This is a genomic window from Nocardia iowensis, assembly GCF_019222765.1.
GTDB classification, from domain to species: Bacteria; Actinomycetota; Actinomycetes; order Mycobacteriales; family Mycobacteriaceae; genus Nocardia; species Nocardia iowensis.
On record NZ_CP078145.1, the window covers coordinates 5,786,078 to 5,809,863 of the forward strand.

Sequence of the window (23,786 nt, forward strand, 5' to 3'; positions counted from 1 at the left end):
GGCCGGAAGCACGTCGTCCATTAACTGAACACTAGTGTTAGATTAATGGGCGTGCCACGTCTCGTGTCAAGCTCTTCGTCATGGAACACAGACATGACCGGCTGCTCGCTGTGAGGCAGCACCATGTCTGCGGCGCGGCGCGGTGACCGAGGCGACCACCCGGCGGGGCAGGCCGCCGCAGACCCAGGAGCAGGCCGACGAGGTCCGCGCCAGGATCGTGCTCGCCACCGCGGCGGTATTCACCCGCAACGGCTCGCGCGGGCTGAGCGTCGCGCAGATCATCGAGCAGGCCGGATTGGCGCGGCCGACCTTCTACCGCTACTTCGGCAATGCGACCGAGCCGCTGCACGTGCTGCTCAACACGTCGAACGACGGCTTGGTCGACGGCATCCGGGTGGCGCTGACCGGTACCGACGAACCGGTCGAACTCGGCATCCGGCTGATCGACGCCTACCTGGCGTGGGCAGGCGGGCACGGCGCCATGCTGCGCCCGCTGTTCGCCGAACTGCACGACCCCGCCTCGCCGGTCTCCGCGTACCGGGAACGGGCGCTCGATGATATCCGCGCCCTGGTCCGTTCGACCTTCACCGAGCTGGGCCGCCCCGTCCCGAGCCCGCTCGATCTCGATGCCGCACTGCACGTCTGCGAATACGTGGTCTACCGGATCTCCGCGGGCACCGAGCCCGGCGTCGAACCCGACGCGGAAACCGTTGCGGCAGCGCGCCTCACGATGATCCGCGTACTACTGACCACCTTGGGCACCCGCACCGACATCGAATACGCGATGAACCTCCCCGGCATCTTCCCCGCTCCCTGAAGTCAGCCGCACGCCTTACCGAAAGGGTGTGCACACCCACTGCCTCAGCCGCACACCCGTTCACGAAGGTGTGCGGCTGCCAGAAGGGGTGTGCACACCCTTTCCGCACGTGGACTCGGCGAGCGACGTTGGTCGCCGAGTTCACAGGTCTATGTCGAGTTCCGTACCGCAGGCACGGGATACGCAGGTCAGCATCCCGTGGTCGCGGTCGGCGTCGAGGAGGAACCGGTCTCGGTGGTCGACCTCGCCGCGGAGGACGTCGACCCGGCACGTGCCGCAGAAACCCTGCTGGCAGGAGTAGGCGACGCCGGGCAGGACCCGCCGGATCGCGGCCAGCGCGGACTCGTCGGACGCGACATCCACCTCGATCCCACTCCGGCGCAGTCGGATACGGAACGGGGCACCGTCACGCACCGGGACCGGCGAGAACCGCTCGGTGTGCAGCGATGCCGTCGGGTCGTGCAGCGACAACACCTCGCGCGCCGCCGCGGCCAATGGTGGTGGGCCGCAGACGTACACGGCGGCGCCGGTCGGTGTCTGCTCGAAGATCATCCTCGGGTCCGGCATGCCGAATTCGTCGTCCGGACGCACCACCACGTCGCCACCGGTCAGCCGCGCCAACTCGCCGAGGAACGGCATCCGCGACCGTGAACGTCCCAAATACATGAGCCGCCAACGCTTTCCGGTCTGCTCAGCGGCGGCGACCATCGGCAGGATCGGCGTGATCCCGATACCACCGGCGACGAACAGGTACTGCGGCGCCTCGATGAACGGAAAGGCATTGCGCGGCCCGCGAACCGACAGCCGGTCACCGACCCGCAACCGCTCGTGGACCTCCCGCGATCCGCCACCCCCATCGGCGATGTAGCGCACGGCGATCCGGTACTGCCGACGATCGGCCGGATCGCTGGTCAACGAGTATTGGCGCTGGCGTCCCGATGGCAGCACCACGTCCAGGTGCGCACCCGGCGTCCAGGCAGGCAGCAGCCCGCCGTCCGGGTCGCTCAGGATCAGGCTGACCACCTCGTCGGCTTCCGACTCGATCCGATCGATCACGACCGCGAACTCGTACCCGGTGTGCCGGACCGGCTGTGGCGGCGAAAGCAGTTGCGCCGCATCACCTTCGGCGAAGACGCGCTTGTACGCGTCGGCCGCCGAGGCGATCAACCGCAACCCAGGGCCCGGCCGATAACCCGCCTCGGCGGCCGTCATGCGACCGCCGTCCGCGCCGCGGGCGACTGCGCGAGGTAGCGCAGTGCGTTGTCCATCGGACCCAGCTGCGAGGGGTGGAACCCCGGCCGAAGGTACCGCGGGATCTCGGTGAAGAAGGTGGTGAAGTTCGGCACCACTCCGCGCAAAGAGGCGCTGGCCAACTGTAGTGGCCAGAATCGTCCCTTGTGCGGGGACGGGTCCTTGTGGAACAGGTATCCGCCCGAAATGACGAACAGCACAAGCAATCCCGTGCTCGCGATCAGTGCTTGCCGCGCCTTGCGCACGTACCCACCGTCGACGTACATGTACGCGTCGTAGACCACGCTGCGGTGCTCGACCTCTTCCGCGCCGTGCCAGCGGATGAGATCCAGCATGGCCGGGTGCATTCCCTTCTCGGCGAGCGTGTCGTTGGTCAGCAGCCATTCGCCGATCACGGCGGTGTAATGCTCCATCCCGGCGAACAGGGCCAGCCGCTCGCACAGCCAGGCGTGCTCGGCCCGACCGGAAAGACCGTGCTCGCCGAGCACCCGATCGACCAGCCACGCAACACGTTCCACCATCGGGCCGACGTCGAGACCGAGCCGCTCCAGCTGCCGTCGCGCCTGCTCGTGCGAACTCGCGTGCATGGCCTCCTGGCCGATGAATCCGCGCACCTCCTCGCGCAGCCGCTCGTCCTCGATCAGCGGTAACGCCTCGGCGAGCGCCTGCGCCATCGCCCGCTCCCCCTCGGGTAACACCAGGTGCATCACGTTGATGATGTGGGTCGCCATCACCTCGCCGGGGATGTAGTGCATCGGCACCGTGTCGAAGTCGAAGCTGACGTCGCGCGGGTTGATCGCGTGCGTCTGATCGGCATAGACAGTAGAGCCCATCTCGCATCCTCATCTCTGCTCGGCGAAGCCCAGATCCTGGCAATCTATTGGTGACATCAGCTGCTGTCAACATCGCCCGATGTCTACATCGGCGCTGTGAGAAGATGGCGCCATGGTCGCCGAAGAGGACGGGTCCATCCCGGGCATGCGCCGCTGGCGCGGACGGTCACCCGCCGATCGGGTCGCCGGACGCCGTGAGCAGCTGATCGAGGCATGCACCGAGTTGATGGGCACCGTCGGCGCCGCCGAGACCTCGATGCGCGGGGTGTGCAGGCAGGCCGGGCTGACCGAACGCTACTTCTACGAGAGCTTCCCGAACCTGGACGCACTGCTCATCACCGTGCTGGACACTGTCGTCCTCGGTGCACGGGACCGACTACTCGATGCGCTACCCACGGCGCCGATCGAACGCGACGCCATGTTCCGCCACCTCGTCGGCGTCTTCACCGACTACCTCGTGGCGGATCGCCGTCGCGGCCGGATCATGTTCGTCGAATCGCAAGCGACGCCGGTGCTCATGCCGCGCGCCATGGAACTGATCGGGCTGTTCACGGCGCCGATCGCCCTGACGATCGGCGCCGGTGACTACTCGAATCCCACCCCGGACGAGCACGACAACACCCTCAATGCCAGCGCCATCTTCGGCGCGCTTGCCTACCTCTACCGGCCCTGGCTGGACGGCGAGATCCCGGTCTCCCGCGAAAGATTCGACGAGCACGCCGCGACCGTGCTGGAACACATTGCCCGGGCCCGCTCCTCGGTGAACACCGGAGCCTAGGCGGCGTAGCCAGACGCTCAGTCCCGCGCGGCCACTCGCTCGATCTGCCCGGCCCGCTCGAAGCTCATCGCGTCGTCGGCGATCGACCCGTGCCGCAAGGTGACCAGGTCGCGCAGGTAGTTCATCCGTAGTCGCCACGGCGCGCGGTCACCCTGGATCGGGAACTGGTTCGCGGCGCGCTGCACGTAGCCGGGATTGAAGTTGAGGAACAACGATTCGACGCCGACGGACGGGTCCCGCACCGGCATACAGCGCACATAACCGTGCGCGTCCATGTGCCGCAGCAGGCGAACCACATACTCCGACACCAGATCAGCCTTCAGCGTCCACGAGGCATTGGTGTAGCCGAAGATGTAGGCGAAGTTCGGCACATCCGACAGCATCATCGCCTTGTAGGCCATGCGCTCCGCCAGTCGCACCGGCTCGCCGTCCACCACGAGGTCGATGCCGCCGAACGCGACCAGATTCAATCCCGTTGCGGTGATGATGATGTCGGCGTCGAGGGTGGCACCGGAGGCCAGCCGCAGGCCGGTCTCGGTGAACGTCTCGATCCGGTCGGTGACGACCGCCAGCTTGCCCTTGCGGATGGCGCGGAAGAAATCACCGCTCGGCGCCAGGCACAATCGCTGGTCCCACGGGTTGTAGCTGGGTGTGAAATGGGTGTCGATGTCGTAGCCCGGCGGCAGCCAGCGTTCCTGCCAGCCGCGGATGCGTTTGCGCACGCTCGCCGGATAGCGTTGGCTCAGTTGGTAGAACGCGGTGGTCACGGCCACATTCTTGGCGCGGGCCAGTGCGTAGGCGGCGCGGGGCGGCAGGCGGCGGCGCAGCTTCAAGGCGAAATCGTCGCGGGCCGGCGCGGAAATGATGTAGCTCGGGCTGCGCTGCAGCATGGTCACGTGCGCGCCCTGTTCGGTGAGCGCGGGGCCGAGCGTGACAGCGGTGGCGCCACTGCCGATGAGCACCACCTTCTTGTTCGCGTAGTCCAGGTCCGCGGGCCAGAACTGCGGGTGCACAACGGGTCCGGTGAATCGGTCGGTGCCGGGGAAGTCGGGGACATAGGGCTCGTCGTAGCGGTAGTAACCAGCACAGGAGAGCAGGAATCCGGCGGTGAGCGTGACGGTGTCGCCGGTGTCGGTGCGCTCGGCCAGCACGGTCCACCGATTATCGGCCGAGGACCATTCGGCGCGCACCACCCGATGCCGGAAGCGGATGTGCCGGTCGATGCCGTTCTCCGCGGCGGTTTCCCGCACGTAGTCGAGGATGGTGTCGCCGTCGGCGATCGATTTCTCGCCCAGCCACGGCTTGAATCGGTAACCCAGGGTGTACATATCGGAGTCGGAGCGAATTCCGGGGTAGCGGAACAGATCCCAGGTGCCGCCGATTGCCTCGCGGCTCTCCAGGATCGTGTAGGTCCGTCGCGGAAAGGCCCGCTGTAGGTGATAGGCCGCGCCGATGCCGGACAACCCGGCCCCCATGATGAGCACATCGGTGTGCTCGACAGCGGTAGTCATCGCTCTCTCCTCGGCTCGTCGGCAGGCTGACCCAGCTTATCGACCCTGGCGGTATTCGGACGTAGCCGCGTGGCCGACCGCGTCGTGTCGACCGGCCCGATCGCCCGGTCCGCGCGGGTTCGATTCGCCCGCAACATAGTTGAGTGTTGTACGAAATGGCCGCGCCGAGCGGTAACGAACGACATTCCAGTGCACGACTCGCAGTGAACTCACTCACATCACCGTGGCGCGCCACCCATTGTTCCCGCGCGACGCTCTGTTAGCCACCGATTCGCCAACTCTGGGCCGGAGCGTCAGTCCCGCCCGCCCGCCCTGCGCGCGCGCCAGACCTGAAACCCGTTGGCAACCCGTCGTATTCAACCGAACCCGCCGGTTCGAGCAGCCCATAGCCAGCCGATCACCAGTTAGTGATACCTCACGAAACATGTACTTGTGCACAGTCGATCAGTGCAACTTCTGCGCCATAGGCGTTTCTAGTTACCGTCGGGTAGTGTCCGTCGCACCGACGATCAGAGACGATCCGGGACGTTTCTTTCCACGATTTCCAGGAGCGCGCGTGTCGCATTCTCGATTCGAATCCATCGGCGCCTATCTGCCTTCGAATATCGTCACCACCCAGGAGTTGCTCTCCCGGTTGAAGGAACCTCCGTCTTTCGATCTCGAAAAAATCACGGGTGTCAAGGAACGCCGGGTGCACGACACCAGCCCGGAGAACTACGAAGACTCGTTCGCGATCGCCATGAAGGCCGCCGAAGACTGTCTTTCCAGGTCGCGCTACGAAGCAGCGGAGCTGGACGTGGTCATCTCCACCTCGATCACGCGGAGCAACCACGCCACCCGCATGTACATGGAGCCGTCCTTCGCGGGTTCGATAAGCCGCCTTATCGGGGCGAAGAACGCCATTACCTTCGACGTTTCGAACGCCTGTGCCGGAATGCTCACCGGCACTTACATTCTGGATCGGATGATCCGCTCCGGCGCGGTACGCAACGGCATGGTGGTCAGTGGTGAAGCCATTACCCCCATTGCCGATACCGCCGTTGCCGAGATTTCCGAGAAATACGATCTGCAGTTCGCGTCGCTGTCGGTGGGCGACTCGGGCGCCGCGGTCGTGCTGGACGAGGCGGTCGACGACAACGACAAAATCCACTACATCGAGATGATGACAGCCTCGGAGTACTCGCACCTGTGCCTCGGCATGCCCAGCGACAAGAGCCAGGGTGTTGCGCTGTACACCGACAACCGCAAAATGCACAACGAGGACCGGTTCCTGTTGGGCACCAACAGCCAGATCAACTACCTCCAGGCACAGGGCCGCACCTTCGCCGACGAGAAGTTCGACTACGTCATCCACCACCAGTTCGGCGCGGCCGCGATCCCGTGGATGAACGCGATCTGTGAGCGCGAGTTCGGCACCCCGATGCCGCCGGATCTGCGGGTCATCGAGAAGTACGGAAACACCTCGACCACTTCGCATTTCATCGTCCTGCACGATCAGCTCAGCGAGCAGAACATCCCGGCGGGCTCGAAACTGCTGATGATTCCCGCCGCCTCCGGCATCGTGACCGGCTTCCTGTCCACCACCATCTCGTCTCTGAAGGTCTGAGGTCAGCCATGGGCGTTCGCATCAAATCGGTCGGTATCAGTCGCGACACGCAGAGCAGTGTGGAGAACAGTGGTCGTGCCGCGAAGCAGAGCCTGGAGCGGGCCGGGGTTCGTCCGGACCAGGTCGGCGTGCTGATCAACGCCGGTGTCTTCCGTGACTCCAACACCGTCGAACCGGCTGTTTCCGCGCTGATCCAGAAGGCGGCGGGCATCGGCCTCGAATACGCCAAGGACGACCCGCGGACCTTCTCCTTCGACCTGATGAACGGTGCCACCGGCGTGCTCAACGCGGTCCAGGTGGCCACCGCCATCCTGGCAACCGGCAGTGCCGAGCACGTGCTCATCGTCGCCGGGGACGGTCACCCGTCGATGACCCGCTCGGCCGCCACCGACGACTTCCCTTACGCCACTTCGGGAGCCGCGCTGCTGCTGGAGCACACCGACGAGCCGGACGGCTTCGGCCGGGTGCACACGGTGAACGGCGAGGGCACCCCCGCGGTCGAGGCCTATGTCGACACAGCCACCATGGGCAGCGTCGGACGCGGGGTGATGACGGTCGTGCGCGAGCCGGACTTCGCGGATCGGCTGCTGAGCGTGGCGATCGAGGCGGCGCGGGCCGCGCTCGCCGAGTCCGGGCACAGCGACCTGGCCGGTACGGCGCTCATCGCCTCGACGCCGACCGCCGAGTTCCCGAAGCAGCTTGCGGATGCCCTTGGCATCAGCCAGAATTCGGTGCGCACGCCGGACCTGGCCGACGGCGACCCGCACACCGCGGCGCTGCCGCAGGCCTATGACCGGGCGGTCGTGGCGGACACCATGAAAGAGTTCACCCATGTGCTGTTCGTCGCGGCGGGCGCTGGCCCGTCGGCGGCGGCGGTGTTGTACCGGTTGCCCGCGTTCGCCGGGGCGGTTGCGTGACGTCGGCAACCTACTGGGCGGCCATCGACCGGTTCCGTGCGTTCGCGCGCACGGAACCGGATCGGGAAGCGGTGATCTATCCCGACGCGACGAAATCCGCTGACCTGCCGACCTATCGGCACGTCAGCTACCGCGAGCTCGATGACTGGTCCGAGGCGATCGCCGAGCGGCTCACCGCGGCCGGCGTCGGGGCGGGCACCCGCACCATCGTGCTGGTGCTGCCGAGCCCGGAGTTGTACGCGATCCTGTTCGGGCTGTTGAAGATCGGCGCCGTGCCCGTGGTGATCGACCCGGGCATGGGCTTGCGCAAGATGGTGCACTGCTTGCGCGCGGTCGAGGCGGAAGCGTTCATCGGCATTCCGCCCGCGCACGCCGTGCGGGTGTTGTTCCGGCGCAGCTTCCGCAAGGTGCGCACCACGGTGACCGTCGGCAGGCGCTGGTTCTGGCGCGGCGAGCGGCTGGCGGCCTGGGGTACCCGGCCGACCGGCGTCGCGCCCGAGCGCGTGCCCGCCGCCGCGGACGATGTGCTCGTCATCGGATTCACCACCGGCAGTACCGGACCAGCCAAAGCGGTCGAACTGACCCACGGCAACCTCGCATCGATGGTCGAGCAGGTGCATATGGCCCGTGGCGAGGTCGCGCCGGAGACGTCGCTGATCACGTTGCCGCTGGTCGGGATTCTCGATCTACTGCTCGGATCGCGGTGTGTGCTACCGCCGTTGATCCCGAGCAAGGTCGGCTCCACCGATCCGGCGCATGTCGCGCACGCCATCGAGAAGTTCGGTGTGCGGACGATGTTCGCCTCGCCCGCTCTGCTGATCCCGCTGCTGCGCCATCTCGAGCAGCACCCGATCGAGCTGAAAACCTTGGGCAGCATCTACTCCGGTGGCGCGCCGGTGCCGGACTGGTGCATCGCCGGGCTGCGCGAGGTGCTGGCCGAGGACGTGCGGATCTATGCCGGGTATGGCTCCACCGAGGCCTTACCGATGTCGCTCATCGAATCCCGGGAACTGTTCGACGGTCTGGTCGATCGGACGCACCGCGGCGAGGGCACCTGCATCGGACGTCCGGCCGACAAGATCGAGGCGCGAATCGTCGCCATCACCGACGACCCGATCCCCACCTGGACGCGAGTCGCGGAGCTGGCCGGTGAGCTCGAAAACTCACGCGGCATCGGCGAACTCGTCGTCTCCGGCCCGAACGTCAGTACGCACTACTACTGGCCGGAGGAGGCGAACCGGCAAGGCAAGATTGTCGACGGGGACCGGATCTGGCATCGCACCGGCGATCTCGCGTGGATCGATGCCGAGGGCCGAATCTGGTTCTGCGGGCGCAAGAGTCAGCGAGTCGTTACGGCGAACGGCCCGATGTTCACCGTCCAGGTGGAGCAGATCTTCAATACCGTTGCGGGGGTGGCGCGGACGGCGCTGGTCGGCGTCGGTGCGCGTGGGGCGCAGCGACCGGTGCTGTGCGTCGAGCTGAAGCCCGATGCCGACGCTGCGACCGTCGAAGCCGCATTGCGGGCTCGGGGTGCGGAGTTCGATCTCACCCGGCGGATCGCCGATTTTCTGGTTCATCCTTCGTTCCCGGTCGATATCCGGCACAACGCCAAGATCGGGCGGGAGCAGCTGTCGCAGTGGGCGGCGAAGCAGATCGGAACGGACGCGCAGCGATGAAAACAACGGCATTGCGGGCGATTCCCGTTCTCGGCTGGTTGTACCTGGTCGGTGGGATTGTGGCGGTCGCGACGGATCGGGTGCCCGAAAGCCGGGTGCTGCGCGCCGCGTGGTGGATCGACGCATTCCTCAGTGTCGTGGTGCACGCGGCCCAGATCCGGCCCGCGCTCCGTGCGGCGGCGGGTTCCGGCCGCTCCCCCATCGAGACCGCCGTATTGACGCAGATCTTCGGAATGACCTGGTGGCGAACGCAGGAGAAGCGATGAGCAAGGTGCTGGTAACGGGTGCGTCCGGGTTTCTCGGCGGCGCGCTCGTGCGCAGGCTGGTCCGCGACGGCGAGCACGATGTGTCGATTCTGGTGCGGCGCACCAGCAATCTGACCGACCTCGGCGCCGACGTCGACCGGGTGCAGCTGGTCTACGGCGATCTCACCGATCAGGCGTCGCTGGTGCAGGCAACCAATGGCGTGGATATCGTGTTCCACAGTGCCGCCCGAGTGGACGAGCGCGGAACGCGCCAACAGTTCTGGGACGAGAACGTGCGAGCGACCGAACTGCTGCTGGAGGCGGCGCGGCGCGGCGGCGCTTCCCGGTTCGTCTTCATCTCCAGCCCGAGCGCGCTGATGGACCGCGACGGCGGCGATCAGCTCGACGTCGACGAATCGATCCCCTATCCGCAGCGCTACCTGAACCTCTATTCGGAAACCAAGGCGGCCGCGGAACGCGCCGTATTGGCCGCCAACACCACCGGTTTCACCACTTGCGCGCTGCGGCCGCGGGCGATCTGGGGTGCGGGCGACCGGTCCGGGCCGATCGTGCGGTTGCTCGGCCGGACCGGCACCGGGAAACTGCCGGATATCTCGTTCGGTCGCACGGTGTACGCGTCACTGTGCCACGTCGACAACATCGTCGACGCGTGCGTAAAGGCGGCCGCCTCGGATGCGGTGGGCGGCAAGGCCTATTTCGTCGCGGACGCCGAAAAGACCAATGTGTGGGAATTTCTCGGTTCGGTGGCGGCAGGTCTCGGCTATCAACCGCCGACCAGGAAGCCGAATCCCAAGGTGATCAACGCGGTGGTGGCCGTGATCGAAACCATCTGGCGGATACCGGCCGTCGCGACCCGCTGGTCGCCGCCGCTGTCGCGCTACGCCGTCGCACTGATGACGCGCAGCGCGACCTACGACACCACCGCTGCCACCCGCGACTTCGGCTACCGCCCCATCGTGGACCGGGACAGCGGATTGACCACCTTCCTCGCGTGGCTCGAAACGCAAGGCGGGGCCGTCGAACTCACTCGAAATCTGCGCTGAACTCCAGCACCAGTCGTTACCGGAGGCCCATATGAACGCAGCATCGCGCAGTAATCCCGTGCGGGATGATGGCCGGGATACGGGCTTGCCCGACACCGTCTTCCGCCGGAAGATCTCGCCCACCGAACGCCTGTACTTCTTCACCAGGGAAGTGTCGCCGCCGTTTCTGATGCACCTCGTCGTGCACGGCAACGGCATCCTCGACCCGGACGCGTTGCAGCGCGCCGTGGAGGTGGCCGCCGCGGCGAATCCCGGCGCGCGGCTTGTCCGGGACGGCCGGTACTGGGTGGACAGCGGTGTCGCCGCCAAGGTGCGGGTGGTGCCGGGATGGACGCTCGACTACGCCACGCTGGAAGACGACGCGGTACTGAACAGTCCGATCGGCCCCACGCCGGACCGGACCACCGAGGTACTGCTGCTGACGGGTGCCAAGACCACCGTCGTCTTCCGGGTCTTCCACGGCGTGATGGACGGGATGGGCATGCGGATGTGGGCGGACGACGTGTTCCGCGCACTGCGCGGCGTGGCGCCCGTCGGTGCCCCCGATCCGATCGCCGACGCCGAATTGGTGGCGCGGGTGGGTGCGCCGGGCAAGCAGACGCTGGTGCTTCCGGTCTATCCGGCGGCGACCGGACGTGGCCGCCAGGACCCGAACGCGTCGCGATGGTTATTGCGGCACCGCACCATTCACGCCACCGGTAAGGGGATGGTCGCGCGGGTCTCGGCGATCCTCGCCGAGGCGGCCGGAACCAAGTCCCGTTTCATGGTTCCGGTGGACCTGCGCAGGCACGACCCCGCGCTGCGGTCGACCGGGAATCTCGCGCTGCCACTGTTTCTCGACGTCGCGCCCGGCGAGAACTGGGAGACGGTCAGTGCCCGCATGCGGGCCGGGCTGCAGCAGAAGACCGAGTTGAACCAGCTGGACAACGGCCGCCTATCGAAGTTCCCGCCCGCCGCGGTGCGCGCGGTGCTGCGGGCGAGCAACTGGCTCGGTGCCAGGTACAACCGGAACATGGTGTCCGCCACCGTGTCGCACATGGGCAAGTTCGATCTGGACGAGATGGCCGTGCCCGGGTGGACACCGAGCACGATGCGGGTGCTGCCGCAGCACAGCGGCGCGATGCCGTTGCTGTTCGGGATGGTGGAGTCGCGCGGTCAGATCGAGCTGACCGTGTCCTGTCGCAATGGTGCGGGTGTCGAGCCGCGACTGGAGGCCCTGCTCGACAAGATCGCCGCCACCTTGGAGGCCGATCTCGCGCCGCATGATTCGCCCGCCCGATGACTGCGTGGGCACGGTTCGTCATCGCCCGCCCGCGCACGGTACTTGCCGTCGTTGTCGGCGTCATGCTGTTGTTCGGGTTGCTCGGGGTGAACACCGCCGACAAGGTCAGCGCCGCCGGATTCACTGACCCGCACAGTGAATCGGCAGCGGTCGACCAGCTGGTCCGCGAACACTTCGGCCCGCAAACCCCCGACGCGGTAGCGCTGTACACCGCGCCGGAAGGCCAGACCCTCGACGACATCGGTCCACGCGTTCAGGAGTCGCTGGCCCGGATCGATCCCGCGCTGTTGCAGCGTCCGATCGAAACCTATTGGAACAGTGTGCCGCCGCGTAAGCAGTTCCTGCGGTCGGCCGACAACCGGCAGGCACTTGCCGCGGTGTTCCTCGCGGGCGACGACAATCGGCGGGTCACCGCCTACCCGGATATCCAAGCGGCGCTGAAGGTTCCGGGCGTCGAGACGAAACTCTCCGGCTACAGTGCGCTGGCCACCCAGATCAACGGTCAGTCCCAGCACGATCTCGTGCGCGCCGAATCCCTCTCGCTGCCACTCACTTTGCTGATCCTGGTGCTGGTGTTCGGCGGCGTGGTCGCGGCGTCACTGCCGGTCGCGGTCGGCGTGCTCGCGGTGCTCGGCTCGATGGGCACCATTCGGCTCCTCACCGAGATCACCGAGGTGAGTACCTTCGCGGTGAATATCGCGTCACTGCTCGGGCTGGGCATGGCGATCGACTACGGCCTGTTCCTGGTGACCCGATTCCGTGAGGAACTCGCGGGTGGGCGCGGTGTCGAGTCCGCCATCGAACGCACCTGCGCCACCGCGGGCCGCACCGTCGCCTTCTCGGCGCTCTTGCTGATCTGCGCGTTCGCAGGCACTTTCGTCTTCCCGCAGGCCGTGTTGCGGTCGCTCGGTCTCGGCGCGATCGCCGCGGTCGCGCTCGCCGCCGGGCTCTCGCTCACCGTGCTACCCGCCATGTTGGCGCTGTTCGGCGCTCGAATCGGCAAGGCGGGCAGCACGGATCGGACCGAGCGATTCTGGAGCCGCGTGGTGGACGCGGTACTGCGCAGGCCGGGCACCGTCACCATCGTGGTCGGCGCGGCGCTTTTGCTACTTGCCGCGCCGCTCACCGGCGTCCGACTCGGCGACATCGACCATCGGGCGTTGCCCGCGGGCAACGAAATGCGCACCACGGTAGAGGAACTCACCGCGGGGTTCCCCGCGGCGAGCAGCGGTGTCACCGCTGTGCTGCGTGGCGTCGACGGACCACCACAGTCGGGGGCCGTCGACGCCGCGAGCACCGCCCTCGGCCGGGTCGACGGCGTCCGGCAGGTGCTCCAGGTGGGCCGTGCCGAGGACTTCGTCGTCTTCCACGCGTTCCTGGATGCCACCGACCGCAGTGAAAAGGCCACGGCGACCGTCGAAAACATCCGTGCCCTGACTCCCCCGGACGGCACGATGCTGCGGATCGGCGGCGACACCGCGGCCACCGTCGACAGCGTCCACTCCATCGTTCATGCCATGCCGTGGATGATCCTGGCCATGGTGACGGCGACCGTGCTGCTGCTCGCGGCGGCATTCCGGTCGATCGTGTTGCCGCTCAAGGCGGTCGCGATGGCGTTCCTCAGCCTCGCCGCCACCTTCGGCGTCCTCACCTGGATCTTCAACGACGGCCACCTCGCCGGCGCCCTCGGCATCAGCCCCGGCCCGCTCGCCGCGGGCATGCTCGTCCTGATCATCGCCGTCGTCTTCGGCCTGTCCACCGACTACGAGGTCTTCCTCCTCTCCCGGATGGTCGAGGCGCACAACGCGGGCGCCGACACCGCGACCGCCGTCCGCGTCGGCACGCTGAAGACCGCCCGCGTGATCACCGCCGCCGCGACCCTGCTCGTGATCGTCACCGGAGCCTTCACCCTCTCCCCCTTGACCCCCATGCGCTTTCTCGGCCTCGGCATGATCATCGCCCTGCTCATCGATGCCACCCTCGTCCGCATGCTCCTGGTCCCCGCCCTGGTCAAACTCATGGGCCCGGCCAACTGGTGGACCCCGGGCCCGCGCCGCCGCCTGATCCCCGCCACCGTCGAACACGTGGACCAGGCGGCCCGGATTTCCTAAATGTCCGCGAATGTCCTATTTGCGGAATAATTTTCATACCGATCGGTCGCCACGCCGCCGTGAAGATTGCAATAGCTCGGACCACTACCCAGGCTTAGCTCCCATGTCCGCCGCCTGCCCCTCCTGCTCCTGGCCATCGCCGATGCTCGTCTCCTCGCGCGGGGCGGTGCGCTATTTGCGCTGCGTGTGCGGAAGATTCCTGGTCTCACATGGCGGCGGAGTGCATCTGGTGGCCGGTCGGCGGGCCTGCGGCACAGCGGCGGTGGCCGAGCACCTGGAGCTGATTCCGCTTCCCGAAGGATGATTCGTACGGGGTAGCCGTACGGGTTCACAGGCCGTGGCGACGGTCGGCCGCCACCAATTCGGCGAGCCTGGCCTCGTTTTCGGACGAGAACGGGTTCCGGTATGCGGCGACTGCTCGGTCGATGTCCTCGGTGATCAGGTCGGCGTTGAGCTGGGCTGCCGCGAAAGCGCCTGCCGCCGCGGCGCTGCCGACCTGGGCGAACAGATCGGTGATATTGCCCGCGACCCAGACGCCGGGCACCTCGGTCCGGCCGGTCACCTCCGAGGGGATGTGTTGCCCCATCCCCGAGGGGTGTTCGACAGGCCGGAGTCCAAGCGCCGCAAGGAAACCGGCACGCGCCGCCATCCGCGCCACCACCGCCAGCGCCTGGCGGGCAACCACCCGGCCATCGCTCATCCGCAGACCTACGAGGCGGTCGTCGGCGACTTCCAGCGCCGCCACCTCGCCCTGCACCACGGTGATGCCGCGGGCAGCCAGCTGCTCCGCGTCCTCGCCGGTCGGTGCCGCCATGGTGTGTGTGAAGAGTGTGACGTCGGCGCTCCACTGCCGGAACAGCAACGCCTGGTGCACCGCCATCGGCCCGGTGGCCAGCACGCCGATGGCCTGGTCGCGAATCTCCCAGCCGTGGCAATACGGGCAGTGCACGACGTCGCGTCCCCATCGAGACCGCAATCCCGGTATCTCGGGTAGCTCGTCGACCAGCCCCGTGGTGACCAGCAATCGACGCGCGCGGACCGACCGGCCGTCGGCCAGCGTCACGGCGAATCCATCGCCCGCGCGAACTACCGTGTCGACCTCGCCGGAAACCACCTGGCCGCCATACCCGCGGACCTCTGCCCGTCCGCGTTCCAGTAGCTCGCCCGGCGGGATCCCGTCCCGGGCGAGCAGTCCGTGCACGCCGTCGGCCGGGGCGTTGCGCGGTGCACCCGCGTCGATCACCAGCACCGACCGGCGAGCTCGGCCGAGCATCAGCGCCCCGTTCAATCCCGCGGCGCCACCGCCGACCACCACCACGTCATAGCCATCTTTCAGCTGTTCGGTCACGTTGACCACCTCCGCCACCACCATGCGGGTGGGCCGGTCGTATGTGCAAACTTTGTTGCCGATCTGGCAAGCTGTTCTCATGGACGACGACCTCGATCAAGCACTCGACGCGGTCGGGCCGCGCCTGCGCGCGCTGCGCCGACAACGCGAAACCACGCTGGCCGAACTGTCGGCGGCCACCGGAATCTCGGTGAGCACCCTGTCCCGCCTCGAGTCCGGCGGTCGCCGGCCGACCCTCGAGCAATTGCTCCCCCTCGCCAGAGCCCACGGCGTCACCCTCGACGAACTCGTCGACGCCCCACCCACCGGCGACCCGCGGATCCACCTGCGCCCCGTCACTCGGCACGGCATGACCCATGTGCCGCTGACCCGACGCGCCGGTGGCATCCAGGCGGTCAAGATGGTGATTCCAGCCACTCCCCGCCCGAAGGAGCCGACCCCGCAAACGCACGAGGGCTACGAGTGGGTCTATGTCCTCAACGGCAAACTGCGGCTCGTCCTCGGCGAGCGCGACCTCGTGCTCGCCCCCGGCGAAGCGGCCGAGTTCGACACCCGCGTACCGCACTGGTTCGGCGCCGCGGGCACCGACGGTGTCGAACTACTCTGCCTCTTCGGCAAACAGGGCGAACGCGCACACCTGCGCGCCCGCCCGAAATCGCGGCGCCAACCCGAAGAGCTCGACTGACCCTCGCCGAAAATCGGTCGAGCTCGACGCGGCGTCTCGGTAGGGTCGCTGTCGTGGAGTGATGACGATGCCGAGTGCGCCCGCCGAATAACGCTGCCCCCGTTGTGGTGCAGCGGCCAGCGGTGCTGCCCGTATCTTCCACCATCCGCTCCTACCCAGGAGAACCCATGACCGACAAGAACTTTCTCACCCATGTCGCCGACCAGTTGGCCGCTCTCCCCGGCGTTGACGCCGTCACCCTTGGCGGATCTCGCGCCGAGGGCACCCACACCCCGGACAGCGACTGGGATTTCGCCGTCTACTACCGCAAAGATTTCGACCCCGCCGACCTACGCGAAATCGGCTGGCCCGGGGAGGTTTCCGAACTCGGCGACTGGGGCGGTGGCGTCTTCAACGGCGGAGCCTGGCTCACCATCGACAACCGCCACGTCGACATCCACTACCGCGACCTCGACGTAGTCGAACACGAACTCGCCGAATCCGAACAAGGCCGCTTCCATTGGGAGCCACTGATGTTCCACCTGGCAGGCATCCCCAGCTACCTGCTGGTCGCCGAGTTGGCCATCAACCAGGTCCTGCACGGCACGCTTCCGCGCCCCACCTACCCCGAGGCGCTACGCGAGTCGGCCCCACCGATCTGGCGGAACCGAGCAGCCATGACACTCCACTACGCCAAGGGCACCTACGTTCCCCGCGGCCAAGCCACCGAAGTGGCAGGTTCGCTGGCCATCGCCGCAATGCAAACCGCCCACGCGGTCTTGGCCGCCCGCGGCGAATGGACCACCAACGAAAAACGCCTGCTGCACCGAGCGGGACTGCGCGGCATCGACACCATCGTCGCCGAAATGGGCTCGGACCCAAGCTCCTTGCAGCACGCGGTTATCGAAGCGGAAGCACTGCTCGAGACGGCGACCCTGCCCTGAGGAATGGCGCGCGGGGAGGCAGTTCACTGCTCAGGGGCGACGATTTCTCCGGTGTCGACGGCACGAACGAGGATTGCTTCGACCGGGCACGAGTCGGCGGCGTCGATGACGAGATCGTCCGGGGTGACGATTTCCGCTGTGGGACTGGAACGGCCGTCGATCAGGGTGAAGTGTTCCGGGGCCAGACCGGTGCACATGCCTGAGCCCAGGCAGGTGCTTCGGTCGACCTCGATTCGCCAGTGTTGCTCAGCCATGCGAGTTTCCCCCTACCAGGTCACCGGAAGAGCTTTCGGGCCGCGCACCAATAGACCGGTTTTCCACGGCACCTCCTCGGCCGGCACCGCGAGGCACAGCGTCGGGAACCGCAGCAGCAGCGAGCTCAGCGCGACCTGAAGCTCCAGCCTGGCCAGTTGGGCGCCGAGGCAGTGGTGCACGCCGTGCCCGAACGCCATGTGCGGGTTGCTGTTTCGGGTCAGGTCCAGCTCTTCGGGGTGGTCGAAGACGCCTTCGTCGCGGTTGGCGGCCTGGGTGTTGACGATCACCGCTTCACCCGCCCGCACGGTGACATCGCCGATCGGGACATCCTCGGTGGCCACCCTGGCGAACGCGCCGCCGGAGCCGAGTTGGACGTAGCGCAGCAGTTCCTCGACCGCGCCGGGCACCAGTTCCGGCTTGTCGCGCAGCAGTTCCCAGTGCGTCGGCTCGGTGAGCAGGAGGTAGGTGAAGTTGGCGATCTGGTTGGCTGTCGTCTCGTGGCCCGCGATGAGCAGCCCGATGCCGAGGTTGACCAGCTCGTCCTCGCTGAGCCGGTCGTCGTTGTCCCGCGCGGCCACCAGCGCGCCGAGCAGGTCGTCGGTCGGTTGCTGCCTGCGCTGCGCCACCAGCTCGGCGAGGTACGTCTCCAGGGCGGTCCGCGCGTCGGTGATCTGTTCGGGGGTGTGCGCGGTGGTGGACAGCACGGTGTCGGAGAACTCACGGAACCGGTGCTGGTCTTCGGTGGGAATGCCGAGCATCTCGCAGATCACCGTGACCGGCAGCGGGAGCGCGAGGCTCTGCACCAGATCGGCTACCGGGCCGGACGCTTCGATCTCGGCCAGCCGCTGATCGACGATCTGCTGGGCGCGCGGGCGGAGCTGCTCGACCCGGCGAGCGGTGAACGCCTTGGCTACCAGCTTGCGCAGCCTGCTGTGCTCGGGCGGGTCCATGCTCAGCAGGGAGTTGCGCGCAGCGGGCTGTGGCGTGGTTCGCGGGATGTCCTCGCGTTCCACGGTGGCGGCGCGGCTGAACCTCGGGTCGGCGAGCACCAGTTTGGCGTCCGCGTAGCGGGTGACCAGCCAGCCCTCGCCGCCATAGGGCAGCCGGACCCGGGAGATCGGTTCCTCCCGGCGCAGTTTCGCGTAGAGCGGGTCCATATCGAGGCGGACGGGTTCACCGAAAGGATATTGGCGCACCTCGGTTTTCACGGTCATGCGAGTTCCCTTCGCCGACGCCGACTGGCGTGGTAGCGATGTAAGCAATCGCTTACAAGTCTCAATGTTAGGGAGGTCACAACGCCTCGTCAACGGCCGGATTCCGTTACGGCGGTGGGAAATTCACGTCCACATCGGCCAACAGCACCTGGGCCGCACGCAGCACATGATGGGCAACCGTCGCCGGATCGGCGCTGGCCAGCGGCTCTCTGCGGTGCACCGAGCGCATCAGTCCGATGCCGAGCAGCCAGGCGAGCAGCAGGTCGGCACACAACTCGCTATCGGGATCATCGGTGAGCGAGGAAAGCGCGCGGACATACTCGTCGCCCAACTCGCGACGGATCGCCGACGCACCCTCATCGTGTCCGCTGGACCGCAGTGCGGCCTGCAACCAATGCCCTTGCGCCTCCGCTCCGGTCGGCTCGAGCGCCCGCGCCAGCAGCCTGCCGAGCAACCCGTCGACCGGCCCCTCGTCCAGCACCCGCCGCCCCTGATCCGCGATCGCCGCGCGAAACAACTCGTCCTTGCTACCGAAGTACCGGAACAGCAATGCCTGATTCACCCCGGCCCGGCCGGCGATGTCGCGCACCGTGGCGCGCTCGAACCCGCGCTCGGCGAACAATTCCTGCGCCGCCGCCAGGATCGCGGCCCTGGTAGTCACCGAATCTCGTTTTCGGCCCACCGGTTCGTTCTCACTCGTCATGCATCCTCCGGTTGCCGAGCTCCGGAAGAGCAGCGTAGAGCAGTGGCTATGGTCGCGTTTCGGGTTCAGGCACCGAGGGCGCGGGCCAGGTGCGGCCAGGAGTCGTGCAGATCGGTCTCGAACTGGCCCCAGGTGTGTGCGCCTTCGGGGCGGTTGATGTGGGTTGCGGGGAGCCCGAGTTGGGCGAGTCTGCCCGCGAACGCCGCGGTGCACGAGCTCGCGATGGCCTCGATCGGCGGGAACGGCAGCCCGCCCTCGTCGATCGCGCCCGGCGTGCCGGTGGCGGCGGACAGGTAGATCGTCTTTCCGGCCAGTGCACCCGCATTGGCGAACGCGTCGTGGGCGCGCCAGATCGCGTCGCCGGGGGCGCCCCACATGTTCATCGTATTGCCCCCGCCGCGCCCAACCTGGGCGTTGACCATCGCCACCCCGAGGGGATCCGAGGTCCACGGACATCCGCTGTACGCCGCGACGGCGCTGTACACGTCGGGCGCTTGGATCGCGAGGTCGACCGCGGAGGCCGCACTCATCGACACTCCGGCGATTGCGTTGCGTCCGGTGGAGTTGAGCTCCGCGTCGAGGACACCCGGGAGTTCGCGGGTGAGATAGGTCTGCCACCGGTTGCGGCCGACCGCGGGGTCGTCGGCGATCCAGTCGGTGTACATGCTGTACGCGCCGCCAACCGGCATCACCACGTTGACGTGCTTGTCGGCGAAGAATTCCCGGACATCGGTGTCATCCCACCAGGAGATGCCGTCCTGACCACCACCGATGCCTGTCAGCAGATACAACGTGGGTGCGGGACCCCCGGTGGCGCGAATCACCCGGTTGGTGATCACCCGATCCATCGAGGGTGAGTAGACATCCATCCGCGATACGGATCCCCCCAGCGACGCCTCCTCGACCACCCGCGCACCGCCCGGGTTCGCCGCCGCGGGACAAACGGACAGAACAGAAACCACCAGCGCACCGACCAACGAAACCAAATATTTTGAAGCCGCCACAATTCCGTTATACCGCCCAAAGATCAACATCAAACCTTAAGCAAAGGACCAAGTTTCGGGTCTTGACAGGACAGCCATCCAGGTCTCGACGGGTAGCGTTCGCCTCGTCGTCGCCGCCGGATTTCGATGAAGCGACACGAGCAGCGGAAACGGATGCGCGCCGAAGGCCGGAGCCGACGGCAGCCCCTGATCCGTTTCGCGGCGCGCCGAACGATCAACACCGGGTTGCGCGTCGAGCCGCCTAGGCGCGTCGCCCGGAATCGAAGGGAAAAAGGTAGGCTTGCGCCGCGCTAGTGCTGTCGGCTGTAGGCCGGTAGAGCAGTGAGCGGAGAATGCTTTTGCACACAATCCGCCCGCCCGCGTTAACCATGCGGCGAGCGCGCATGGAATGCTGTCCACTGAGTCCTTCTTTTTTGCAACATTTCTGTGGACTGAACAATCACCGAGTAAGAGGAGAAAATATGACACAGGGCGTCGTCAAGTGGTTCAACGCGGAGAAGGGGTTCGGCTTCATCGCGCAGGACGGCGGCGGTCCCGACGTCTTCGTCCACTACTCGGCTCTCGGCGGGTCCGGGTTCAAGTCCCTCGATGAGGGACAGCGTGTGGAGTTCGAGGTCGGCCAGGGCCAGAAGGGTCCGCAGGCCACGGACGTCCGCGCCATCTGATCAGGCCGGATTGACGCTCCTCCCACTTTTCGGGTGGGAGGGGCACACCTGCCGATGCAGGCGCGAGACGGTCATTGCCTCCAGCCACAACACTTTGCGTGTGAGTTGTCTCACATGATTGTGTATTCTCCTCTGACAAACTCTGGTCGACGACCGGGCGAGCTGTCTCGTCGCGTTCTCGCAGCTCAGATTCCCAGGGGCAGAAGGAGTTCGGCGGACTCCAGGTCCAGCAGGGCCCGTTTCGCGGCGAGTCCGCCCGCATAGCCGGTGAGCGAGCCGTCCGCACCGACGACTCGGTGGCACGGGATCAGGATGAGCAGCCGGTTACGGGACAGTGCGCCGCCGATTTTCCGCGCATCCGCCGGGCCACGACCGAGGGCACGGGTGAGCGCGCCATAGGTGATCGTGTGGCCGTGCGGAGTTGTCGTTTCCAGAGTTTCGAGGACTCGGCGGTCGAAGGCGTTCATCGCAGACCGATCGGTGGGAACAGTGAATTCGTGGCGAGCACCCGCGAGGTAGCCGTCGATCTGGGTGATCGCGGTGACGAGATATTCGAGCGCGCAAGAGTTTTCGGCAATCGGCGGCGACGGGGCGTCGTCGGTGAAGACGACCATGGTGATGCCCTTCGGGCTCGCCTCGATGCGCAGGTTGCCCAGTGTCGAGGCGTGGACTGTGCGAGCGGCGGGGATCTGCATGATGTGCTCCTGTTCGGCGATCTTGTCACCTGGTAGACGCCGACCGAGCCGCGAACGTGAGATCACTGAGACTTATTGCACTGAACCGCTTTCCAGGCCGCGTACCGATCCGGCAGACAGACGGCACACGGGCGATAGCCCGCGCTGACCGCGGTGGCTTCGTCGGCGAAGAAGACGCGGTGGTTCCGATAGGCGCCACGGGCCAGGGCGCGCAGAGCGGACGGGCAGTCGAGACAGCCGTAGATTCGACCGCGCCGGTGGCCGCCGTATCGGCCCGGTGTCGGGCTCGGATACGCGCGACCGTCGGCGTCGAGCAGCGTGTACACGCTATTCGGCGTCGTGCAGGACGAGACCGAGGGTGTGCCGGATGCCGCCGCGGATTCGGCTGACGCCGTGGCGGACCGGGGCACGAGACCAGCCGCGGCTCGACGGGGTCGGCCGGTCGCGCGTCGTGAAGATCAGGCCGTGGCCCTGTTCCAGCACGGTGACCGTCGCTTTCGACTGCGCGCGCGGCCGCTGCTCGACGAGCAGGAACTCGCCGCCGGTGTGGTCGATGCGCGGCCGGTCCAACCCGATCACGACCTGCAAGGGAAACACCAGCTCGCCGTAGAGGTCGCGGTGCAGGGCATTCCAGTCACCCTCGGTGTAGCGCAACAGGATCGGCGTCGGCTTGACCTGCCCGGCGCCATGGCAGGCGTCGAGCCAGTCGGCGAAATCATTCGGCCACGGTGCCGGATCACCGAGCCGTTCGGCCCAGGAACGGGCGACGGGCAACAGCTTTCGGTAGAACGCGGCGCGCATGGCCATGATCGGCTCGGGCACCGGGTCGGCGAAGTACCGGTAGGTGCCCTGGCCGAATCGGTAGCGCGCCATGTCGATGGTCGAGCGGAATCTCGGTAGGTCATCCCACATTCGGGTGAACTCGGCACATTCGTCCGGCGTCAGGAGTGGGCCGGTCTGCGCACAACCGTACGCATCGATCTCGTCGATGAGTTCCGGCCACGGCTGGGCGTTCACTCGATCGGTCAGTGCAGCAGTGCTTTTCGTGTTTCTCATACCGCCTCCAAGCCAGCGGGTTATTGGGTGGGCTATGCCGCTTCCAGGGTCAGCAGCGTGGACTTGGCTTCGATCCCACCCACGTACTGGCCGATCGACCCATCGCTGCGCACCACCCGATGGCACGGAACCACCACGGGCAGTGGGTTGTGCGCACAGGCCGACCCGACAGCGCGCACCGCGCGCGGATTGCCGACGGCGGCGGCCACGGCGGCGTAGCTCTCCCGGCGACCGTAGCCGATATCGGTCAGGTGCTCGATCACCTGGCGGCGGAATCCGCCGGTCAGTTGCAGGTCCAGCGGCAGGTCGAAATGCGTTCGGACACCGGCGAAGTACTCGTCGATCTCGCGCGCCGCGGCGTCGAGGCGGGCGGGCGCGGCGAGCACGCGCGGGCTGACCCGCTCGGCGAGCGTGGTCAAGACGGCGTCGTGATCCTCGATGGGATAGGCGACACGCACCAGGCCCGCCGGGGTGGCCGCGAGCAGCAGCCTGCCGACCGGGGTGTCCACGGTGCGGTACGCGACGTCGAGCAACCCCGCGGACTGCGCCTCGGCCGCCAACCGGCGGCGCAACTGGGCCAGGAGATCGGCACTGTCCGAGCTCAGGCCGTCGAACAGACCGTCCGGGTCGCCACGGTCGATGGTGGCCATCATGTTTCATCCTTCGGGTAGAGCTTGCGCAGTGTCTTGAGACCGTCGGCGGCGGCGCGGCGGGCGGCATCGGTGGAGTTGCCGAGCAGCGCGGCGATTTCGGCGTGCGGGAGGCCTGCCAGGTAGTGGTAGGCGACCGCCTGGCGCTGCTTGGGCGGCAGCGCTTGCAAGGCGGCCCAGAGGTCGTGGTCGTAGTCGGCCGGGTCGGGCGCCGCCGACGGACGCTCGGGCAGTGTCTCGGCCGGGACCGGAGCGCGGGTGAGCGCGCGGCCGATGTCGATCGCGCGCCGGTGCGCGATGGTGACCAACCATGCCTCGATGTTCGCGCCGGGGTCGAGGTCCGGATACGCGCGCAGGGCGGACAGGAATGTCTCGGACCACGCGTCGGCCGCGTCCGTCGGACCGAGCACCGCCCGGCAGACGCGCAGCACCATCGGGCCGTACTCGGCCACCACTTCCTCGAACGGAGGCAATCTCACACTGGGTAGACGCGCGGG

Annotated in this window: 25 protein-coding genes; 12 read left to right on the top strand and 13 right to left on the bottom strand. The window is 67.2% G+C overall.

The annotated features are described in order from the left end of the window. Window positions 1-142 precede the first annotated feature (142 nt). Entirely contained in the window at window positions 143-817 is a 675-nt protein-coding gene (locus tag KV110_RS26555) for a TetR/AcrR family transcriptional regulator (RefSeq protein ID WP_218469980.1), read from the top strand. Window positions 818-958: 141 nt separating this feature from the next. Here KV110_RS26555 and KV110_RS26560 read toward each other — a convergent pair whose 3' ends face one another. Together KV110_RS26560 and KV110_RS26565 are read right to left on the bottom strand one after the other, a co-directional pair. Beyond that, window positions 959-2,029 (bottom strand): PDR/VanB family oxidoreductase, encoded by a 1,071-nt coding sequence (locus KV110_RS26560; protein WP_218469981.1) that lies wholly within the window; start codon window positions 2,027-2,029, stop codon window positions 959-961. Beyond that, entirely contained in the window at window positions 2,026-2,901 is an 876-nt protein-coding gene (locus KV110_RS26565) for a metal-dependent hydrolase (RefSeq protein WP_218469982.1), read from the bottom strand. Before KV110_RS26565 ends, KV110_RS26560 begins: the two co-directional genes overlap by 4 nt. Before the next feature lie 112 nt (window positions 2,902-3,013). Between KV110_RS26565 and KV110_RS26570 the strand changes: the two genes are divergently transcribed. Next, window positions 3,014-3,679, top strand: coding sequence for a TetR/AcrR family transcriptional regulator (locus KV110_RS26570; protein WP_218469983.1), 666 nt, complete (start codon window positions 3,014-3,016; stop codon window positions 3,677-3,679). A 17-nt stretch (window positions 3,680-3,696) separates the two neighbouring features. On the opposite strand, the gene KV110_RS26575 is transcribed toward KV110_RS26570, so the two are convergent. Continuing rightward, window positions 3,697-5,190: a flavin-containing monooxygenase gene (locus KV110_RS26575; RefSeq protein ID WP_218469984.1), complete on the bottom strand. Its 1,494-nt coding sequence runs from the start codon at window positions 5,188-5,190 to the stop codon at window positions 3,697-3,699. 556 nt (window positions 5,191-5,746) lie between these two features. Between KV110_RS26575 and KV110_RS26580 the strand changes: the two genes are divergently transcribed. Genes KV110_RS26580 through KV110_RS26610 form a run of 7 tightly spaced genes read left to right on the top strand, consistent with a single transcriptional unit; the run spans window position 5,747 to window position 14,091 of the window. Next, window positions 5,747-6,796, top strand: a complete 1,050-nt coding sequence (locus tag KV110_RS26580) for a 3-oxoacyl-ACP synthase III family protein (protein ID WP_218469985.1) — start codon at window positions 5,747-5,749, stop codon at window positions 6,794-6,796. 8 nt (window positions 6,797-6,804) lie between these two features. Continuing rightward, on the top strand, window positions 6,805-7,713 hold the full coding sequence (locus tag KV110_RS26585; protein ID WP_218469986.1) for a beta-ketoacyl-[acyl-carrier-protein] synthase family protein: 909 nt from the start codon (window positions 6,805-6,807) through the stop codon (window positions 7,711-7,713). Further along, entirely contained in the window at window positions 7,710-9,389 is a 1,680-nt protein-coding gene (locus KV110_RS26590) for a fatty acid CoA ligase family protein (RefSeq protein ID WP_218469987.1), read from the top strand. Before KV110_RS26585 ends, KV110_RS26590 begins: the two co-directional genes overlap by 4 nt. Next, on the top strand, window positions 9,386-9,655 hold the full coding sequence (locus KV110_RS26595) for a hypothetical protein (RefSeq protein WP_218469988.1): 270 nt from the start codon (window positions 9,386-9,388) through the stop codon (window positions 9,653-9,655). Before KV110_RS26590 ends, KV110_RS26595 begins: the two co-directional genes overlap by 4 nt. Continuing rightward, the gene (locus tag KV110_RS26600) at window positions 9,652-10,698 is read left to right on the top strand and encodes an NAD-dependent epimerase/dehydratase family protein (protein WP_218469989.1); all 1,047 of its coding nucleotides are present in this window, start codon (window positions 9,652-9,654) and stop codon (window positions 10,696-10,698) included. The genes KV110_RS26595 and KV110_RS26600 overlap by 4 nt, the downstream gene beginning before the upstream one ends. A gap of 31 nt (window positions 10,699-10,729) precedes the next feature. Further along, window positions 10,730-11,980 carry a peptide synthetase gene (locus KV110_RS26605; protein WP_246633994.1) on the top strand — a complete coding sequence of 417 codons (1,251 nt, stop codon included), beginning with the start codon at window positions 10,730-10,732 and terminating at the stop codon, window positions 11,978-11,980. Further along, window positions 11,977-14,091, top strand: coding sequence for an MMPL family transporter (locus KV110_RS26610; RefSeq protein ID WP_218469990.1), 2,115 nt, complete (start codon window positions 11,977-11,979; stop codon window positions 14,089-14,091). The genes KV110_RS26605 and KV110_RS26610 overlap by 4 nt, the downstream gene beginning before the upstream one ends. Before the next feature lie 328 nt (window positions 14,092-14,419). Here KV110_RS26610 and KV110_RS26615 read toward each other — a convergent pair whose 3' ends face one another. After that, window positions 14,420-15,463 (bottom strand): NAD(P)/FAD-dependent oxidoreductase, encoded by a 1,044-nt coding sequence (locus KV110_RS26615; RefSeq protein ID WP_218478917.1) that lies wholly within the window; start codon window positions 15,461-15,463, stop codon window positions 14,420-14,422. A 55-nt stretch (window positions 15,464-15,518) separates the two neighbouring features. On the opposite strand from KV110_RS26615, the gene KV110_RS26620 reads away from it, so the two are divergent. Further along, window positions 15,519-16,124 carry a helix-turn-helix domain-containing protein gene (locus tag KV110_RS26620; RefSeq protein ID WP_218469991.1) on the top strand — a complete coding sequence of 202 codons (606 nt, stop codon included), beginning with the start codon at window positions 15,519-15,521 and terminating at the stop codon, window positions 16,122-16,124. A 167-nt stretch (window positions 16,125-16,291) separates the two neighbouring features. Further along, window positions 16,292-17,047: a nucleotidyltransferase domain-containing protein gene (locus tag KV110_RS26625; protein WP_218469992.1), complete on the top strand. Its 756-nt coding sequence runs from the start codon at window positions 16,292-16,294 to the stop codon at window positions 17,045-17,047. Between the two features lie 23 nt (window positions 17,048-17,070). Here KV110_RS26625 and KV110_RS26630 read toward each other — a convergent pair whose 3' ends face one another. The 4 genes from KV110_RS26630 to KV110_RS26645 all read right to left on the bottom strand — a co-directional run bounded on the left by KV110_RS26630 (window position 17,071) and on the right by KV110_RS26645 (window position 20,223). Next, complete coding sequence (locus KV110_RS26630; RefSeq protein WP_218469993.1) at window positions 17,071-17,301, bottom strand: ferredoxin; 231 nt, start codon at window positions 17,299-17,301, stop codon at window positions 17,071-17,073. A 12-nt stretch (window positions 17,302-17,313) separates the two neighbouring features. Then, a complete protein-coding gene (locus KV110_RS26635) occupies window positions 17,314-18,516 on the bottom strand; it encodes a cytochrome P450 (protein WP_218469994.1) in 1,203 nt (400 codons plus the stop codon). 106 nt (window positions 18,517-18,622) lie between these two features. Beyond that, complete coding sequence (locus KV110_RS26640; protein WP_246633995.1) at window positions 18,623-19,177, bottom strand: TetR/AcrR family transcriptional regulator; 555 nt, start codon at window positions 19,175-19,177, stop codon at window positions 18,623-18,625. A 107-nt stretch (window positions 19,178-19,284) separates the two neighbouring features. After that, window positions 19,285-20,223 (bottom strand): alpha/beta hydrolase, encoded by a 939-nt coding sequence (locus KV110_RS26645; protein WP_393539929.1) that lies wholly within the window; start codon window positions 20,221-20,223, stop codon window positions 19,285-19,287. 461 nt (window positions 20,224-20,684) lie between these two features. Here KV110_RS26645 and KV110_RS26650 point away from each other — a divergent pair, with 461 nt between their 5' ends. Further along, window positions 20,685-20,888: a cold-shock protein gene (locus KV110_RS26650; protein WP_069166293.1), complete on the top strand. Its 204-nt coding sequence runs from the start codon at window positions 20,685-20,687 to the stop codon at window positions 20,886-20,888. 185 nt (window positions 20,889-21,073) lie between these two features. On the opposite strand, the gene KV110_RS26655 is transcribed toward KV110_RS26650, so the two are convergent. From KV110_RS26655 to KV110_RS26675, 5 genes are all read right to left on the bottom strand, one after another. After that, the gene (locus KV110_RS26655; protein ID WP_218469997.1) at window positions 21,074-21,583 is read right to left on the bottom strand and encodes a methylated-DNA--[protein]-cysteine S-methyltransferase; all 510 of its coding nucleotides are present in this window, start codon (window positions 21,581-21,583) and stop codon (window positions 21,074-21,076) included. A 62-nt stretch (window positions 21,584-21,645) separates the two neighbouring features. Then, window positions 21,646-21,909 carry an Ada metal-binding domain-containing protein gene (locus tag KV110_RS26660; RefSeq protein ID WP_218469998.1) on the bottom strand — a complete coding sequence of 88 codons (264 nt, stop codon included), beginning with the start codon at window positions 21,907-21,909 and terminating at the stop codon, window positions 21,646-21,648. 1 nt (window position 21,910) lies between these two features. Next, on the bottom strand, window positions 21,911-22,639 hold the full coding sequence (locus KV110_RS26665) for a 2OG-Fe(II) oxygenase (protein WP_218469999.1): 729 nt from the start codon (window positions 22,637-22,639) through the stop codon (window positions 21,911-21,913). 32 nt (window positions 22,640-22,671) lie between these two features. Continuing rightward, complete coding sequence (locus KV110_RS26670; RefSeq protein WP_218478919.1) at window positions 22,672-23,289, bottom strand: methylated-DNA--[protein]-cysteine S-methyltransferase; 618 nt, start codon at window positions 23,287-23,289, stop codon at window positions 22,672-22,674. After that, window positions 23,289-23,762, bottom strand: a complete 474-nt coding sequence (locus tag KV110_RS26675; RefSeq protein ID WP_246634776.1) for an RNA polymerase sigma factor — start codon at window positions 23,760-23,762, stop codon at window positions 23,289-23,291. Before KV110_RS26675 ends, KV110_RS26670 begins: the two co-directional genes overlap by 1 nt. Between the last annotated feature and the right edge of the window lie 24 nt (window positions 23,763-23,786).